This window comes from Flavobacterium sp. (assembly GCF_035456085.1).
In the GTDB taxonomy this organism is placed as follows: domain Bacteria; phylum Bacteroidota; class Bacteroidia; order Flavobacteriales; family Flavobacteriaceae; genus Flavobacterium.
This window is the reverse complement of sequence record NZ_DATIDY010000141.1, coordinates 1-16,950: the sequence shown is the minus strand read 5'-3', so window position 1 is coordinate 16,950 and position 16,950 is coordinate 1. Positions and strand designations below refer to the sequence as shown.

Genomic DNA, 16,950 nt, shown 5'->3' with positions numbered 1-16,950 from the left:
CTGAAACAAACTAAAGAAATAAAACAAAAACTGAATCAGTCAGATTTGATTGGAATGGATGTCAGCGTGGATATTTCTTTGGTAAAAGAAGCATCATTGACCCTGATAATTGATAAAGGAAATGGAGATTATCTTAATCTAAAAGGCGAAGCGGAATTGACCGGCGGAATTGATCCTTCTGGAAAAACAACGCTTACTGGTAAATATGAAGTTTCGGATGGAGCCTATGAAATGAATTTTAACGCCATTCGAAGAAAATTTGATATTCAAAAAGGAAGCTATATTATTTGGAATGGCGAACCAACAATGGCAACATTAAATATTACCGCAATTTATAAAGTGGAAGCGGCCCCAATCGATTTACTCGGAAATCAATTAGGCGGAGATGTAAGTACAACTGTTAAAAACACTTACAAACAAAAAGTTCCGTTTCAGACTTTATTAAAACTAAATGGAGAATTACTCAAGCCGGAAATTACTTTTGATATTGTTCTTCCTGATGGAAATTATGGTGTTTCGTCTGATATTGTATCGGCTTCACAAGCAAAATTGGAGCAGCTTCGACAAGAACCGGCAGAATTAAATAAACAAGTTTTTGCACTTTTATTGCTGAATCGTTTTGTTGGCGAAAATCCTTTTGCCAGCGAAAGCGGAGGAACCAATGCCGAATCCATCGCCAGACAAAGTGTGAGCAAAATTTTATCGCAACAATTAAATGATCTTGCTGGTGAGTTAGTAAAAGGATTTGATGTGAATTTCGATTTAGAATCTACAGAAGATTATACTTCGGGGAGCATGGAAAACAGAACCGATTTGAACGTTGCTGTTTCCAAAAAGTTACTTGATGATCGATTAAAAGTTACTGTCGGAAGTAGTTTTGGGGTTGAAGGAAAGGAACGCGCACATGAGGAAACAACCAATATTGCCGGCGATGTTTCTTTAGATTATCAACTTACAAAAGATGGCAGATATTCGGTTCGTGCTTATCGCAAAAACGAATATCAGGTTGCGGTTGAAGGTCAGGTTATAGAGACCGGAGTGGCTTTTGTGATCACAATGAGTTATAATAAATTCAGAGAATTGTTTCACCGTACAGATGCCGAAAAACTAACTATTGCACAAGAAAAGATATTTGCCGAAAGAAGAAAGCTTAGAGAAAAAGAAGAAAAAGAGAAGAAAGAAAGAGAAGAAAAAGAAAAAGAGGAAAAAGACCAAATTGAAGGAAATGAACAAAAAACATAGTAATATAAAAACCAGATTTATAAAGTATTTTATAGTGCTGTCCTTATTTTTTGTTTATGGATGCAGCAATACAAAATATTTACCGGAAGGCGATTTGCTTTATACAGGAGGATCTGTAACAGTGAAAGATTCAGTTTTAAAAAAGAAACAAAGAAAAGAGCTGGAGAACACTCTCGAAGGTTTATTGCGTCCGAAACCGAATCAGCAAATACTAGGTTTACGCCCAAAATTGTGGTTTTATAATATTGCGGGTGAACCCAAAAAAGAGAAAGGAATCAGACATTGGTTGAAATATAAAGTAGGCGAAGAGCCAGTACTTTTTAGTAAAGTCGATTTGGATTACAATGCCGCAGTTTTAAGAAGTTTTTCAGAAAATCATGGCTATTTCAAAACCAGAGTCAGCGCCGATTCGACTGTTAGAAATAAAAGAGTAACTGCAGAATATACAGTTCAGCCAAGAAAACAATACAAAATAAAAGAGGTAAAATTTCCTGATGATTCTTCAGCTTTAGGAAAAGCTATTGCCAGAACACATCGCAGATCCTTATTAAAAGAAGGAAATCCATACGATCTCGATGTTATAAAAGCAGAGCGCGAACGCATCGATACCAGATTAAAAGAAAAGGGATTTTACTATTTTAACCCAGATTATATTCTGGCTCAGGTAGATAGTACCAAAGGCGATTCTCAGGTAAATATTAAATTAAAAATAAAAGATGAAACTCCCGAAAAAGCCAGAATTCCTTATAAAATTGATAAAATTATAGTCTATCCAAATTTTGCCGTTTCGAAAGACAGCATTAAATATAAAAAAGAAGATGTCGTTCAGTACAACGATTTTACGATTATTGATACCGCGGATACTTTTAAGCCGAATGTTTTTGACAGAGCGATTCTTTTTAAAAAAGGAGATTTTTATAATCGAAAAGATCATAATCTTACGCTAAATCGTTTTGTGAATCTTGGGACATTTAGTTTTGTGAAAAATGAGTTCAAACCTTCGGATAGTATAAAAGATGCTTTAGATTCTTATTATTATCTAACGCTTTTGCCTAAAAAATTTATCAGATTTGAGGTTGTAGGCAAGACAAATTCAGCGAGTTATACCGGTACAGAAGTTAATGTAAACTGGAACAACAGAAACTTATTTAAAGGTGCCGAATTATTGACAGTTTCCGTTTTTGGAGGAGCCGATTTTCAACTTTCTGGAGATAATAATGGTAAAAATATTTTTAAGTTAGGAACCGAAACCAGTTTGACATGGCCAAGATTTATAACGCCGTTTTTTCATGTTAAGGGAAGCAGTGAGTTTGTACCAAGAACGAAAGCGACACTTCGATACGAATTTCAAAACAGAACACAACTCTATTCTTTAAATTCGTTTAATGCTTCTTTCGGTTATTTATGGAGGGAAAATAGGAGAAAAGAGCATCAGTTGAATGTGATGGATATTACTTATGTAAGTCCAAATAATGTCACTCCAGAATATTTGGCTGATATTGAAGCGGATCCAAGTTTAGCAAAAGTGATTGAAAAACAATTGATTTTTGGACCAGTTTACCAGTATACGTATACGAATACGATGCAAAAGCGCAAAAAAAACACCATCTATTTTAATGGTGAATTAGATTTGGCTGGAAACGTAACCGGATTATTAACAGGAGCCAATATCAAGAAAAAGGATACGGTAAAAATATTTGATGTTCCGCTTAGTCAATATGTAAAATTTAAAACCGATTTCCGCCATTATTTAAAACTCGGAAAAGAAACTGAATTAGCGAGCAGAATTATTGTTGGTGCTGGATTGCCTTATGGAAATTCTAGTGTTATGCCATCTTCAAAACAATTTGTCTCAGGAGGAACCAATAGTATTCGTGCCTTTAGAGCCAGAACACTCGGACCAGGAAGTTTTAAAAATCTGGAAACTGATAATTCTTATTCACCAGATCAAACGGGAGATTTGAAATTGGAATTCAGTACCGAATATCGAGCAAAATTATTTAGTATTGTTAATGGAGCTTTGTTTGTAGATGCTGGAAATATTTGGCTGCTGAACGAAGATAAAGATAAACCCGGAGCAAAATTTTCAAAAGATTTTATGAAAGAAATCGCGGTTGGCGCCGGAGTAGGTTTGAGATTTGATTTGTCTCTACTTATTCTAAGAGCCGATTTAGCGATGCCGCTAAGAAAACCATGGCTACCCGAAAATGATCGATGGGTAATTGATGATATTGATTTTGGAAGCAAAATTTGGAGAAAAGATAATCTGATGCTTAATATTGCGATTGGTTATCCTTTTTAGATAATGCATTTCAACACAATCTTGTCATTCGATAGGAGGAAGAATCTCCGCAAGTAGCTCTATAATCTAAATCATAGTTTTGTATTGCCTTATTTTGGAATAAAGAATAAAAAAAACACTTAATTTGCTTATTGAAAAAAGTAAATTGATCTAAATAATTGAATGAAATGCAAAACTTGCTCAAAAGAATTTTAGTTGTAGTTGGGATGATTGTCATTATAATTTTGGCATTCAAATTTTGTGAATTCAAAAAAGGAGATGACAGCTCATTAGATTATAATACCAATTTGATTCAGCAACAAATTTTAAATGTTGGTAAATTGGTGGTGACCGAAGGACATTTCGCAGAAGTAATCACATACAAAAACCAACAAAAATACATGATGGATATGCTTTCTTTCGAAAAAAAAGCACTCGTAATTGTCAATGCCGATGTTACCGTTTCGTATGATTTGCATCAAATGAAATATGATATTGACGAAGCCAACAAAACTATCACGATTCTCAGTATTCCAAAGGAAGAGATCAAAATAAGCCCAGACATCAAGTTTTATGATGTAACCCAAAGCCAAATGAATCCGTTCACAGGCGATGATTACAACAAAATCAATAAATCGGTAAAAGCAAATCTTGCTAAAAAAATCGAAAAATCATCCTTAAAATCCAATGCTCAAAATCGCTTGATAAGTGAGCTTTCCAAGATTCTAATTCTCACCAATACGATGGGCTGGAAATTACAATATAATGGTAAAGAAATCTCAAACGAAAAGGAACTGCAACGTAATTTAAACACAAATTTCACGAATTAGTACGAATTTAAAAACGGTCTATTTCGATTGCTAAAACAGAAAGAATTTTAAAGTGCTATTTTTTAATTAGTGCTAATTCGTGTCTATATTTTTACTTTGTAAAAATCAATTCCAATCCGTTCGTGATTAATTTCTCGGTTTCTGAACGTCGTTTCTTTAGGTTTTCCAAATGTAAAATTACTTGTTGCATTAAATCGGTTTCTTTTCGATTATGCAATAGCTCAATAATCTCTACAGAAAGCAACCAGTCATTTGGGTGTTCTTTTTGGAGTTTAATAAAAATCGGTTCCAAAGATGTTGTAGTGTCCTTAGATTCCCGAATGCTTCTTACGGTTTGGTACAATATTTCTAAATCATCTCTTTCGGCAGTTTGTTTGGCTTTGATGGTTTTGCTTGAAGGAACATGCGAAATCAAATCAAAACTGCTCACATCAGCAGGACCAGAAAAAGCGGAAACCAGTTTTTGGCCTACAGCCATATCATAATTGCCCCATCCTGGTTGAAACAAAACAGTTTCGCCGTGGGTAACTGTACAGTTTTTAAAGCTAATCAGAAGAATTTCTCCATGAAGATTTCTTTTTCCTGTAATAATTTCACCAACTACTTTTATATTGCCTTCAAATTCTAAGGAAACGGTTAGTCCTTCGTAAATGCCATAAGCTTTTAAATCTCGTGGACTCATTTCTTCAATCGCCAAATTAATTCCTTTTAATTTTCCAATTGGACTACCAAAACCTTCTGGGTGAGAAATAATTCCATGGCCGACCAATTCTTTTTCACGATAAGACAGAGCTGTTTTTCCAGTAGTTTGAAAGTAAATCGGTTTTCCATCTTGTTCAATCACATTTGTAAAAACGCCCGATATCTGTAAACCAGTGCTCAATTCAATTGTTCCTAATGCTTTTGAATGAATTAATTTTTGAATACCTGATAAACCTCCGGTACGCAAAGCCATCGTATTGGCAAACTCTTCTAGAATCAAACTCAAATGAGCAAAATCAGGAGTGACATACAATTGAGGCTGTAATTTGGTAATATCAAAACTCTGATGAACAGCCGAAAAATCATAAGGGATTTTCTTCACGTTATCGGTCATGCACCAAGCACTTTCACCAATAGAAGATAACAATCCGGCGCCATATATTTTTGGGTTTTCTAATGTTCCTATTAAGCCATATTCTACCGTCCACCAGTGCAAATTCCGAATTTGTGCCATCTCTGATAATTCGCCCATATTGTTTTGCAAATCTTCTACAGCTTTTTCGGCAGCTTCAATTTCGGCTTTTGGTGTGTCTTCTGCTTCTTTCAAAATAGAAAGTAATCGAATCGCTTCGTACATTTCGTAATCTTTATGCGACGAAATAGCTTTACAACCTATTTCTCCAAAACGCCGCAGATATTCCGCATATTCTGGATTGGCGATAATAGGGGCGTGTCCGGCACCTTCGTGAATAATATCGGGAGCGGGCGTGTACTCAATATGTTCCAGTTGACGAATATCTGATGCAATAACCAAAACATTATACGCCTGAAATTCCATAAAAGCATTCGGCGGAATAAATCCATCAACCGCTACAGCAGCCCAACCAATTTCAGAGAGAATTCGGTTCATGCCGTACATACTCGGTATATTATCGATTTCAATTCCTGTTTTTTTCAAACCTTCTAAATAAGAACTATGTGCTACTTTCGAAAGATAGTCAACATTTTTACGCATTACATAGCGCCAAACCGCTTGGTTAATTGGTGTGTAATCATTGTAATCCTGAGGTTTTATGAATTGCTTCAAATGTTTTGGTAAGCGATCTAATAAGGGATTGCTTTTTATTTTTGTGCTCATAGCGAAAACGATATAGTTTTATAACAAATTTACGATTTTCAGTAAGTATTCTTAACAATTAAATTATTCTTTTTGAAATCTCATTTATTGTAAAAAATCAATCATAAAAATTTTGGTGTAATTTGTAGTACCAATTTGCTTTTTATTTTTCCTTTAACAAATAACTACTTTCATATAAAGAGTAAAACCCACATTTTATATTTTTTTTAAATTCTATATTAATTATTGACTATTATTAGTGTTAAAAAATTATTTTATTTTAAGAAAAACTTTAAATTTGATTTTTTGTAATCGATTACAAAAAGTTTAGAAGTGATAAAATCACAAATTAATTGCCTCAATATATGAATAAAAAATTTTTGAACTTAGTATTGTTTTTGTTGGTTATAACAGCACAATCTTATGGTCAAACGCCCAACTTTTCGTTAGTTGGCTTTGCAACACAAAACGGAGGAACAACAGGAGGTGAAGGCGGAAAAGAAGTAGTGGTAAATACCTTTGAAGATCTTAAAAAATATGCAGAAATAGTAGATACTACTTATGTGATTAAATTTGCAGGGACAATAACAGGTTCCGGAAGTATTGCCAATCAGGATTATGTTGGTTCTATAAAAGTTGCTTCAAATAAAAGTATAATTGGAATTGGCGATCAGGCTTTTTTGGACGGTGTGGGACTTTCGATAAAAGATGCCAAAAATATCATCATTAAAAATATTAAACTTTCTCTTATTTCTGTGGCAAAAGCGATTCCTGCTGACTCAGAAAATATTGCAAAAACATATAGCAAATTAGGAGACGAAGGGCGACCTCAAATTTTGGTTAATGGTGGTGATTTGATTTCTATACAAGGAGCTAGTTCTAATATTTGGATAGACCATTGCGAATTTTTTGAAGAAAACCCTCGTGAACAAACCAATCAGGATTTGTACGATGGGTTACTTGATGTAAAAGGGAATAGCGGTTATATTACCGTTTCTTGGTGTTATTTTCATGATCATCATAAATGCAGCTTAATTGGTAATTCGGATAAAGATTTATACGCTGATAGAAAAATAACGTTCCATCATAATTACTATAAAACATTACAAGAACGCGTGCCGTTGTACAGAGGCGGGACAGCTCATTTTTTTAATAATTATGTGTATGATATTTATGGTGGTGTTGTGAATACACGTGATAATGCTTGTGTGAGGGTAGAGAAAAATTATTTTGAAAAATGTAAAAACACCATATATTCTAAAAACAGTTCAATTGTAGGAAGTGCCGAACGTATTGATAATGAAGAATTGGATTGTTTTTTTTCTAATAATTTAGCGTATCCAGCAGATTGTACAGCAGATATTCAATATCAATATTCAGATGTGCTTACCAACACAACTTCGGAAGTTAAAGATGTTGTAATTCAATTTGCTGGTGTTGGAAAATTAGGGGATAATTAATTAATCGCCATTCAATTAAAATCAAATAAAAACATTCGTTAGTTAAATTAGATTTTGCACAAATTGCCAGATTGATCAATGGTAATTTGTGCAATTGTTTTTTAGTATTACCTGTTATTTATTTTAAAAGGGTGTTTTTATAAAAGCGGATGTTTCCCTCCGTGTCTAAAATATTCGATTTTATAGTTGAACATTTCAGCCATATTTTTAGCTCTTAATTTGGCTTCTTCGGCAATTTTTCCAGTAAATAAATTATCTACAGTTTCAGTAAAAATTTCCATCCAGCGATTAAAGTGTTCTTTCTCGACAGGAAGCTGTCTATGTGGGGGAAAAGGACTTCCGGAATAAGTATGTTCTTCAAGCAAAATAGTTTGCCAAAAACGGTACATTTTTTCCAAATGTTCAGGCCAGCGTCCGTTTAATTTTTCATTAAAAATGTTGCCAATTAAGTCGTCCTTTTGCACATTAGAATAAAAAGTATCGACTAATAATTTGATGTCTTCTATATTTAGAATGTCTTTGTTTGTCATGATGTTGGTGTCTAATAAAACCTCTTCAAAGATAAGTTGTAATTAAAAAAAGTTAGAAAAAGAATTGTTAATTTATCCTATTAATTGCGTGTATAAATCATGGCTTTCGTTGAGATAACGAAATTCAAAACCTTTGGAATTCATATTGTTTTTTATGGCGTGAATGTCGTTTGGGTTCTTTAGTTCGAGTCCTACAACTACCGATCCAACTTCGCGACTATTTTTTTTGGCAAATTGAAAATACGTAATATCATCATCTGGACCCAAGATGTCGTTTACAAATTCTTTTAACGCACCAGGCCGTTGCGGAAACTGAATCATAAAATAATGCATCAACCCTTCGTAAAGCAATGAGCGCTCTTTTATTTCGGCCGTTCTTTCAATATCATTGTTGCTGCCGCTAACAATACAAACTACTGTTTTTCCTTTTATTTGTTCTTTATAATAATCTAACGCAGCAATTGTTAATGCTCCGGCAGGTTCTACTACCATTGCGTCTTCATTATATAGACGTAAAATTGTTGTACACACTTTTCCCTCGGGAACAAGTATAATGTCTTCGAGGTTTTTGTTGCAAATGTCAAAAGTCAGATTTCCCACTTGTTTTACTGCGGCACCATCAACAAACTTATCGATTGTCTCTAATGGAGTATTCTTTTGATTTGTGATAGAAGTTTTCATTGACGGAGCTCCCAAAGGTTCTACCCCAATGATTTTGGTATTTGGGCTCAATTGTTTGAAAACGGTCGAAAGTCCTGAAGCTAATCCGCCGCCCCCAATTGGTACAAATACATAATCAATAGGTTTGTGATACATTTCCAGAATTTCTAACCCAACAGTTCCTTGTCCGGCAATGACTTTTAAATCATCAAAAGGATGGATGAATGCTTTATTGTTTTGGGTTGCATCTGCTAAAGCTTTTGCGTAAGCATCATCAAAAGTATCGCCTGTCAAAACAATTTCAACGTAATTTTTGCCAAATAATTGAACTTGTTTTATTTTCTGTTTGGGAGTAGTTTTTGGCATATAGATTTTGCCCATTATTTTTAAAAAATGACAGGAAAAAGCAACTCCTTGTGCATGATTCCCTGCACTTGCACAAATCACTCCTTGTTCTTTCTCGGCACGGGAAAGTGTACACATTTTGTTGTAAGCACCTCTTATTTTGTACGAGCGAACGATTTGTAAATCTTCTCGTTTCAATAATATAGTACTATTGAATTCATCTGATAAATTCAAATTTTCGATCAATGGAGTAGGAGAGATTACTTCTTGAAGTTGTTTTTGCGCCTGTTGTATGTCTTTGAATAAATCCATTTTTTTAGTTTTAGTTAATTTGCTTTTGTTTAAAACAAAAAAAACCTCCCTATATGGAAGGTTTATAAAATATATTTTTACTTAATTTATATAACACCTTTCCACAACTATCGAATGATAATTATGTTGCTAATGCTAATGATGTTAATTAAATTTTTCATTTTTTTTGCTTTGATTACAAATGTATTCATTTTTGAATAACCAAGTTATATCAAATTATTTTTTCTTTTCTTTTTTCTGTTTCACTTCAGGTTTTACAGGAGGATATTGTGCCAGAATTTGAGTTACAATGTCATTGACGATTGCATCTTTTTCATCCATATTTTTGCTAAGCGTTCCTGTACCTTCACCTTGCCAGATTAATTCTTTCTTTTTGGCATCGATAAGGTCAATGTATAAAGTTCCTTCTGTAGATGAAGAAACTGTAGTTTGTCCGCCATACATATATGGATTCCAGCCGTAACCCCAGCCGTAACCCCAGCCAGCACTGAATTGATTTACACTAACTTCCTCGCGGGATTTAGTAAAAATATTAACTAATAGATCAGGATTTTCACTTTTGGTAAATCCTTTGGATTGCATTTGTCGGTCGATTGCATTGAGAATTCTTTTTTTGTCCAAATCCGAAATTTCAACTTTATCAATACCAGATTTCATGAAGGCGAAAGTCTTGTATGGCGCAAAATCAACCGATTTATCATAATCAGAATATACTTGAACAGAGTCACAAGAGGCAACTATGAAAAGTAATAATAGGGGCAGGAATCTAAATGTTTTCATACTATGTGATTTACTTGTTGAAATAAACTATCTTCAAAAATCGTACCAATTAGTTTATTCTAAATTAGTTAAAAAAAAGCATTTTTGCAATGGATTTGGTAATTTGTTAATGTGTCAATTAGATAATTATGACATTGTCGAATTATTACCACATTATCTAATTGACCAATTCTCTCATTTTAATAATTCATCATCTACTAAATTCGGCAGTGTGACTTTTAGCAAAGGTTCGACTTCCATAGCTCTTTTTATAGCAAAAACAGCACCTTCATTACGTGCCCAGCTTCGTCTTGAAATTCCGTTATTCACATCCCAAAACAACATAGAGGCTAATCGTCTTGAAGCTTCTTTGCTACCATCGAGCACCATTCCAAAACCGCCATTAATTACTTCGCCCCAGCCAACGCCACCACCATTATGAATGGAAACCCAAGTCGCTCCACGGAAACTGTCCCCAATCACATTTTGTATAGCCATATCTGCAGTAAAGCGGGAACCATCATAAATGTTAGAAGTTTCTCTGTAAGGTGAATCGGTTCCCGAAACATCGTGATGATCACGTCCTAAAACAACCGCTCCGATTTCTCCTATGGCAATCGCCTGATTGAAAGCTTCGGCAATTTTCACACGACCTTCGGCATCAGCATATAGGATGCGGGCCTGAGAACCAACGACTAATTTGTTTTCTTGAGCACCTTTTATCCATTGAATATTATCCTGCATTTGTTGCTGAATTTCGGCAGGAGCTGTTCGAGCCATTTCTTCTAAAACCTGACAGGCAATAGCATCTGTTTTGGCTAAATCCTCAGCTTTTCCAGAGGTACAAACCCAACGGAAAGGACCAAAACCATAATCAAAACACATAGGTCCCATAATGTCTTGTACATAACTCGGATATCTGAAATCAATATTGTTTGCAGCCATAATATCAGCTCCGGCACGTGAAGCTTCTAGTAAAAAAGCATTTCCATAATCAAAGAAATAGGTTCCTTTTGCGGTATGTTTATTAATTGCGTTTGTATGTCGGCGTAATGTTTCTTGTACTTTTTCTTTAAATAAAGCTGGATTTTCAGCCATCATTTCGTTGGCTTTTTCAAATGAAATTCCAACCGGATAATAACCGCCTGCCCACGGATTGTGAAGTGAAGTTTGATCAGAACCTAAATCAATTAAGATGTTTTCTTCGTCAAATCGTTCCCAAACATCGACTACATTTCCAAGATAGGCGATAGAAACGGTTTCGTTATTGACTTTCGCCAAAGTCACTCTTTTAACCAAATCATCCAAATTTTCAATTACTTCATTAATCCAACCCTGACTGTGACGAATGTGAGTAATTTTTGGATTTACTTCGGCACAAACCGTGATGCAACCTGCAATATTTCCAGCTTTTGGTTGAGCACCGCTCATTCCTCCAAGACCTGAAGTAACAAATAAGCCGCCTTTTGGTGAGCGTTTTATTTTTCTGAAACCATTCAAAACGGTAATGGTAGTCCCGTGAACAATTCCTTGCGGACCGATGTACATATAACTACCCGCGGTCATTTGTCCGTATTGAGAAACTCCCAAAGCATTCATTCTTTCCCAATCATCTGGTTGGGAATAATTTGGAATCACCATTCCGTTTGTAACAACTACTCTAGGAGCTTCTTTATGTGAAGGGAATAATCCCATCGGATGTCCCGAATACATAGTCAAAGTCTGCTCATCGGTCATTTCCGATAAGTATTTCATTGTCAATAAATATTGTGCCCAATTGGAGAAAACCGCTCCGTTTCCGCCATAAGTTATCAATTCATGAGGATGTTGTGCCACTGCATAATCCAGATTGTTTTGAATCATCAGCATAATGGCTTTGGCTTGCTCGCTTTTTCCAGGATATTCAGAGATTGGACGAGCATACATTTTATAATCGGGACGAAAACGGTACATATAAATTCGGCCGTAAGTTTCCAATTCGTTTTTAAATTCAGGAATTAATTCCACATGATGTTGAGGTTCAAAATAGCGCAACGCATTTTTAAGCGCCAGTTTTTTTTCGTCATCTGTTAAAATTTCTTTTCGCTTTGGCGCATGATTAATAGTAGTGTCATACGGCTTCGGCTGTGGTAATATAGATGGAATTCCTTGCTGTATTTGTTGTTGAAAAGTCATTTTTTCTTTTTTTAAAATCTGAAAGTAATCGTTTTAAAATTTGTGTCTGAGATTGACAAAGTGAGAATGTTTGTAACATAAACTATACCAAAAACTTGATATTATGACAAAAGAAAATCTAAGGTCTAAAAACCGTCTAGTTTTGTCATTCCTTAGGAATCTTAGCAACGTGAGATTGCTTCGCCAATTCGCTTTCGCTCGTGTCCTCCGGAATGACAATATTATGGTTACACTTTTGAACAGAAAATGAGATTTATAATTTTGCCTTCTAATTTCTAACTTCTATTCTCTAACTTCTCCTCTTAATTTCCCCGGTTTTCTTATCAAAACCATAAGGACAATGGCGACAACCGCTTTTGCAGCAGTAACCTCTTTTTAAATGGTGTTTTTCTGTAAAGCATTTATATCCTTCAGGAGTATAATAAAAATCTTCTCCTTCGATTAATTTATTTTCATTATTTTGTTCATCCATTCTTATTTATCGCTTGAAGATTTCTTTATTAACTATATTTATATTGAAAATCACTTCTTACGAATTGTGTTTTTCTTTAATTTGGGCTAAATTGCCTCTACAAATCTATAAATTTTATAATCAATGTTTATTATTGTTGCCAAATATTTAATTCCCAAAGGATTTCGTGGTTTAACTGTCTTTCCATTTGTGGTTATTAAATATGCATTGGATAAACAAAATAAAATTTTAGTAAATCACGAAAAAATTCATCTTCGGCAACAATTGGAATTGCTCATTTTGCCTTTTTTTCTTTGGTATTTTATTGAATATGCGGTACGTTTGCTTCAGTATAAAAACGCCAATTTAGCTTATAGAAACATCAGTCTTGAAAGAGAAGCTTACGCCAATGAACTTGATTTGGATTATCTGAAAACAAGGAGGATTTTTAGTTTCTTAAACTATTTGTTTGTTTCGAATTAAGTTCTTTGGATTAGACCTAACAGGTTTTTGAAAACCTGTTAGGTCTGTACGAACTTTTTAAATAAAACTAAAAATTTGAACCAAAAAATTACATATAATCTCCCAAACGGAATTTCTCTTACCATAAAGAGAGAAGATTTACTGCATCCGTTTATTTCAGGGAATAAATTCAGGAAAATGAAGTATAATCTGCTTCAGGCAAAAGCAGAAAATCAGGAGACACTACTCACTTTTGGAGGTGCCTATTCCAATCATATTGCCGCGGCGGCTTATGCGGGAAAAGAGTATGGATTTAAAACTATAGGCGTAATTCGCGGAGATGAATTGGGCGATAAAATTGCCGAAAATCCAACTTTGAAGTTTGCTCAGGAATGTGGAATGCAATTTGAATTTGTAACCAGAGAAGCGTATCGTTTCAAAACTGAGCCTGATTTTATTGAAAAACTGAGAACTAAATTTGGTTCATTTTATATAGTTCCCGAAGGTGGAACCAATGAATATGCAATAAAAGGATGTGAAGAAATTTTAACGGAAGAAGATGCTACTTTCGATTTTATTTGTTTGGCGGTTGGTACTGGCGGAACTATTTCTGGCATTATTAATAGTGCTTTGCCACACCAAAAAGTTTTGGGATTTCCAGCGCTAAAAGGCGACTTTTTAAAAGATGAAATTCGTAAATTTGCGACCGAAGAAAATTGGCAGTTAATAACCGATTATCATTTTGGTGGTTACGGAAAAGTGACTGACGAATTGATTCAGTTTATAAATCAGTTTTACAAACAAACACAAATACCTTTAGATCCCGTTTATACTGGAAAAATGGTTTTTGGCGTTATAGACTTAATACAAAAAAACTATTTTCCGGATAATGCCAAAATTTTATTAATTCATACCGGAGGATTACAGGGAATTGCTGGGATGAATGTATTTTTGAAAAGCAAAAACAAAACGGTGATTCAATTTCAATAACAAAAATCAATATCAGAAGTCAATTGCAATATCGTATATCAAACATCTAATATCGTATATCAAAATATGTTAAAAAAAATAATTTTATTTCTTGCGATTGTGTCCTTGATAGGATGTGGTTCTTCAAAATCAAAAATTCAAACTACCAAAAAGCCAGTGGGTTGGAAATATTCCAAACCAATTCAAAACGGAAGTAGTAGTACAACAACTTCTGAGTCTGGTTCCAAAAAAATGTCAACCAATGAAGCTGTAAAAGGATATGTTGCTCAATACAATGGAGTTGCGATGAGCAATATGAAAACGTATGGAATTCCTGCCAGTATTATTTTGGCACAAGGAATTTTGGAATCTGGCGCGGGACAAAGTGATTTGGCGGTAAATGCTAACAATCATTTTGGAATAAAATGCCATAACGACTGGACAGGAGACAAGGTTTATAAAGATGATGATTCTGCCAATGAATGTTTCCGAAAATACAATCAAGCCTCGGAATCTTATAGAGATCACGCCATGGTTTTAACAGGTAAAAAAAGATACGCCAATTTATTTACATTGCAAAAAGGTGATTACAAAGCTTGGGCAAAAGGCTTACGTGAAGCAGGTTATGCTACCGATCCGAAGTATCCTGAAAAATTAATCAGTTACATAGAAACCTATAATTTACACGAATACGACACTAAAGTTTTAGGAAAAGGAAGCAGCAAGAAAGAAGAAACGAAAGTGTTAGCACAAGAAGATTTTGGGTCGGCACAGGATGGTTTTTACGAAATTCAGAAAGGAGACACTTTTTATTCTGTTTCCAAAAAATTCAATTTAACCGTAGAAGAACTTAAAGCGAAAAACAATCTAAGCGATAATACACTTTCGATAGGACAGAAACTAATTGTAAAGTAAGTTTAGTTTTTAGTATTTCGTTTTCATGTTTCTATCGAAAATGACACATTGAAAAACAAAAGCTTGTTGTCTGGCCGCGTGAGGGATAGGAGTAAGCTACCGAAGTAGCACGGATAGCCCGACCGCTTCTTGATAAAAGGGCGTATAAAGGCAAAGTGATGTAGCCCTTTTATCAAGAAGTGGTCACGCCATAAATAGTAAAATATCATAAATAGTAAAATTAAAAAATGATCTATAAAAGAAGTAGCGCTCTTTTTGCGGAAGCAGAAAAAGTAATCCCAGGAGGAGTAAATTCACCAGTAAGAGCTTTCAGAGCCGTGGGAGGAACACCAATATTTGTAAAAAGTGCGAAAGGCGCTTATTTGTACGATGAAGATGGAAATAAATTAATCGATTATATCAATTCGTGGGGACCGATGATTTTGGGCCATGCTTATGAGCCCGTGGTTGAAGCTGTAATTGAAAAAGCCAAATTAGGAACCTCTTTTGGAATGCCAACCGAATTGGAAACTCAAATTGCAGCTTTGGCTGTTTCGATGGTTCCAAATATTGACAAAATTAGATTTGTAAATTCAGGGACAGAGGCTTGTATGAGTGCTGTTCGTTTGGCTCGTGGATTTACGAAGAGAGATAAAATCATCAAATTCGCAGGTTGCTATCACGGTCATTCGGATTCGTTTTTGATTCAGGCGGGAAGTGGTGCCGTTACTTTTGGAACTCCAAATAGTCCTGGTGTAACCGCGGGAACTGCTAAAGATACATTGTTGGCAAAATACAATGATTTGGATAACGTAAAAACGTTAATTGAAGCCAATAAAAATGAAATTGCAGCTATCATTATTGAGCCAGTTGCTGGAAATATGGGATGTATTCCGCCTGCTAAGGGATTTTTGGAAGCATTACGTGAATTGTGTACCGCAAATGGGATATTATTGATTTTTGATGAGGTAATGACAGGCTTTAGATTAGCAAGAGGTGGTGCTCAGGAGCTTTTAAATATCAATGCAGATATCGTTTGTTTCGGAAAAGTGATTGGTGGAGGATTACCAGTTGGAGCTTTTGCGGCTCGTGAAGAAATCATGAATTATTTAGCGCCACTTGGACCAGTGTATCAGGCTGGAACTTTGTCTGGAAATCCATTGGCAATGGCTGCTGGTTTGGCGATGTTACAGTCTTTGGATAACGATCGTGCTATTTTTAAAAGATTGGAAGAGAAAACAGCTTATTTGGGCGCAGGAATCGAGAGAGTTCTAAAAGCAAATAATGTTGAGTTTACCATCAATAGAGTGGGATCGATGATTTCGGTTCATTTTGATGCCAATCCGGTAACTGATTTTCAAACTGCGGGCAGAGGTGATAATGAAACGTTCAAAAAATTCTTCCACGGATTAGTTGCCGAAGGAGTTTATATCGCGCCATCAGCTTACGAAACTTGGTTTATTACCGATGCATTGACTTACGAAGATTTAGATTTTACTATTCAAGCCATTGATAAAGTTTCTAAAAGCTTTTAAATAAAAATAGCCACAGATTAAAAGATTTAAAGGATTTTAAAAATTTTTGATAATCAGTAGTCTGTGGCTATTTAATTTTTTGAAATTGATTATAGAAAGAATCGGTTCTTTCTAATTCGTCTTTATAGACCTTTTTTTTGTCTCATTTTATCTTTCATTTTTTCTTTATTCTCTTCTCTCATGGCTTGCCATTTTGTGTATTGATCGGCTGATAAAATTGCTTTCA

14 protein-coding genes are annotated in these 16,950 nt (G+C 34.7%); 8 read left to right on the top strand and 6 right to left on the bottom strand.

The features are described 5' to 3' along the window. The 3 genes from VLC96_RS11100 to VLC96_RS11090 form a co-directional block, all read left to right on the top strand. Positions 1-1,242: translocation/assembly module TamB domain-containing protein (locus tag VLC96_RS11100; RefSeq protein WP_325262954.1), on the top strand; the 1,242-nt coding region annotated here is incomplete at its 5' end. Further along, positions 1,226-3,544 (top strand): translocation and assembly module lipoprotein TamL, encoded by a 2,319-nt coding sequence (gene tamL, locus VLC96_RS11095; protein WP_325262952.1) that lies wholly within the window; start codon positions 1,226-1,228, stop codon positions 3,542-3,544. The genes VLC96_RS11100 and tamL, both read left to right, overlap by 17 nt. A 167-nt stretch (positions 3,545-3,711) precedes the next feature. Beyond that, entirely contained in the window at positions 3,712-4,353 is a 642-nt protein-coding gene (locus VLC96_RS11090; protein ID WP_325262951.1) for a DUF4230 domain-containing protein, read from the top strand. A gap of 91 nt (positions 4,354-4,444) precedes the next feature. Here VLC96_RS11090 and VLC96_RS11085 read toward each other — a convergent pair whose 3' ends face one another. Further along, positions 4,445-6,193, bottom strand: a complete 1,749-nt coding sequence (locus VLC96_RS11085; protein WP_325262949.1) for an aromatic amino acid hydroxylase — start codon at positions 6,191-6,193, stop codon at positions 4,445-4,447. A 344-nt stretch (positions 6,194-6,537) separates the two neighbouring features. Between VLC96_RS11085 and VLC96_RS11080 the strand changes: the two genes are divergently transcribed. Beyond that, positions 6,538-7,632 (top strand): pectate lyase family protein, encoded by a 1,095-nt coding sequence (locus VLC96_RS11080; RefSeq protein ID WP_325262948.1) that lies wholly within the window; start codon positions 6,538-6,540, stop codon positions 7,630-7,632. A 137-nt stretch (positions 7,633-7,769) separates the two neighbouring features. Here the strand turns inward: VLC96_RS11080 and VLC96_RS11075 are convergent, their stop codons facing one another. The 5 genes from VLC96_RS11075 to VLC96_RS11055 form a co-directional block, all read right to left on the bottom strand. Beyond that, positions 7,770-8,162, bottom strand: a complete 393-nt coding sequence (locus tag VLC96_RS11075) for a group III truncated hemoglobin (RefSeq protein ID WP_325262947.1) — start codon at positions 8,160-8,162, stop codon at positions 7,770-7,772. A gap of 72 nt (positions 8,163-8,234) precedes the next feature. Next, positions 8,235-9,479, bottom strand: a complete 1,245-nt coding sequence (gene ilvA / locus VLC96_RS11070) for a threonine ammonia-lyase IlvA (protein WP_325262945.1) — start codon at positions 9,477-9,479, stop codon at positions 8,235-8,237. 216 nt (positions 9,480-9,695) lie between these two features. Further along, complete coding sequence (locus tag VLC96_RS11065; RefSeq protein WP_325262944.1) at positions 9,696-10,259, bottom strand: DUF4136 domain-containing protein; 564 nt, start codon at positions 10,257-10,259, stop codon at positions 9,696-9,698. A 174-nt stretch (positions 10,260-10,433) separates the two neighbouring features. Beyond that, on the bottom strand, positions 10,434-12,413 hold the full coding sequence (gene hutU, locus VLC96_RS11060) for a urocanate hydratase (protein WP_325262943.1): 1,980 nt from the start codon (positions 12,411-12,413) through the stop codon (positions 10,434-10,436). 289 nt (positions 12,414-12,702) lie between these two features. After that, positions 12,703-12,885 carry a C1orf53 family protein gene (locus tag VLC96_RS11055; protein ID WP_325262941.1) on the bottom strand — a complete coding sequence of 61 codons (183 nt, stop codon included), beginning with the start codon at positions 12,883-12,885 and terminating at the stop codon, positions 12,703-12,705. 123 nt (positions 12,886-13,008) lie between these two features. On the opposite strand from VLC96_RS11055, the gene VLC96_RS11050 reads away from it, so the two are divergent. The 4 genes from VLC96_RS11050 to hemL all read left to right on the top strand — a co-directional run bounded on the left by VLC96_RS11050 (position 13,009) and on the right by hemL (position 16,724). Beyond that, entirely contained in the window at positions 13,009-13,347 is a 339-nt protein-coding gene (locus VLC96_RS11050; protein ID WP_325262939.1) for a hypothetical protein, read from the top strand. Positions 13,348-13,422: 75 nt separating this feature from the next. Beyond that, positions 13,423-14,316 (top strand): 1-aminocyclopropane-1-carboxylate deaminase/D-cysteine desulfhydrase, encoded by an 894-nt coding sequence (locus VLC96_RS11045; RefSeq protein ID WP_325262938.1) that lies wholly within the window; start codon positions 13,423-13,425, stop codon positions 14,314-14,316. Positions 14,317-14,382: 66 nt separating this feature from the next. After that, entirely contained in the window at positions 14,383-15,210 is an 828-nt protein-coding gene (locus tag VLC96_RS11040; RefSeq protein ID WP_325262937.1) for a glucosaminidase domain-containing protein, read from the top strand. 227 nt (positions 15,211-15,437) lie between these two features. Continuing rightward, entirely contained in the window at positions 15,438-16,724 is a 1,287-nt protein-coding gene (gene hemL, locus VLC96_RS11035; RefSeq protein WP_325262936.1) for a glutamate-1-semialdehyde 2,1-aminomutase, read from the top strand. Positions 16,725-16,950: the final 226 nt, after the last annotated feature.

Coding starts and splice junctions, on each gene's coding strand:
- tamL (WP_325262952.1), top strand. CDS start 1,226: ATGAACAAAAAACATAGTAATATAAAAACCAGATTTATAAAGTATTTT.
- VLC96_RS11055 (WP_325262941.1), bottom strand. CDS start 12,885: ATGGATGAACAAAATAATGAAAATAAATTAATCGAAGGAGAAGATTTT.
- VLC96_RS11075 (WP_325262947.1), bottom strand. CDS start 8,162: ATGACAAACAAAGACATTCTAAATATAGAAGACATCAAATTATTAGTC.
- VLC96_RS11040 (WP_325262937.1), top strand. CDS start 14,383: ATGTTAAAAAAAATAATTTTATTTCTTGCGATTGTGTCCTTGATAGGA.
- VLC96_RS11080 (WP_325262948.1), top strand. CDS start 6,538: ATGAATAAAAAATTTTTGAACTTAGTATTGTTTTTGTTGGTTATAACA.
- hemL (WP_325262936.1), top strand. CDS start 15,438: ATGATCTATAAAAGAAGTAGCGCTCTTTTTGCGGAAGCAGAAAAAGTA.
- VLC96_RS11085 (WP_325262949.1), bottom strand. CDS start 6,193: ATGAGCACAAAAATAAAAAGCAATCCCTTATTAGATCGCTTACCAAAA.
- VLC96_RS11065 (WP_325262944.1), bottom strand. CDS start 10,259: ATGAAAACATTTAGATTCCTGCCCCTATTATTACTTTTCATAGTTGCC.
- VLC96_RS11090 (WP_325262951.1), top strand. CDS start 3,712: ATGCAAAACTTGCTCAAAAGAATTTTAGTTGTAGTTGGGATGATTGTC.
- ilvA (WP_325262945.1), bottom strand. CDS start 9,479: ATGGATTTATTCAAAGACATACAACAGGCGCAAAAACAACTTCAAGAA.
- VLC96_RS11050 (WP_325262939.1), top strand. CDS start 13,009: ATGTTTATTATTGTTGCCAAATATTTAATTCCCAAAGGATTTCGTGGT.
- hutU (WP_325262943.1), bottom strand. CDS start 12,413: ATGACTTTTCAACAACAAATACAGCAAGGAATTCCATCTATATTACCA.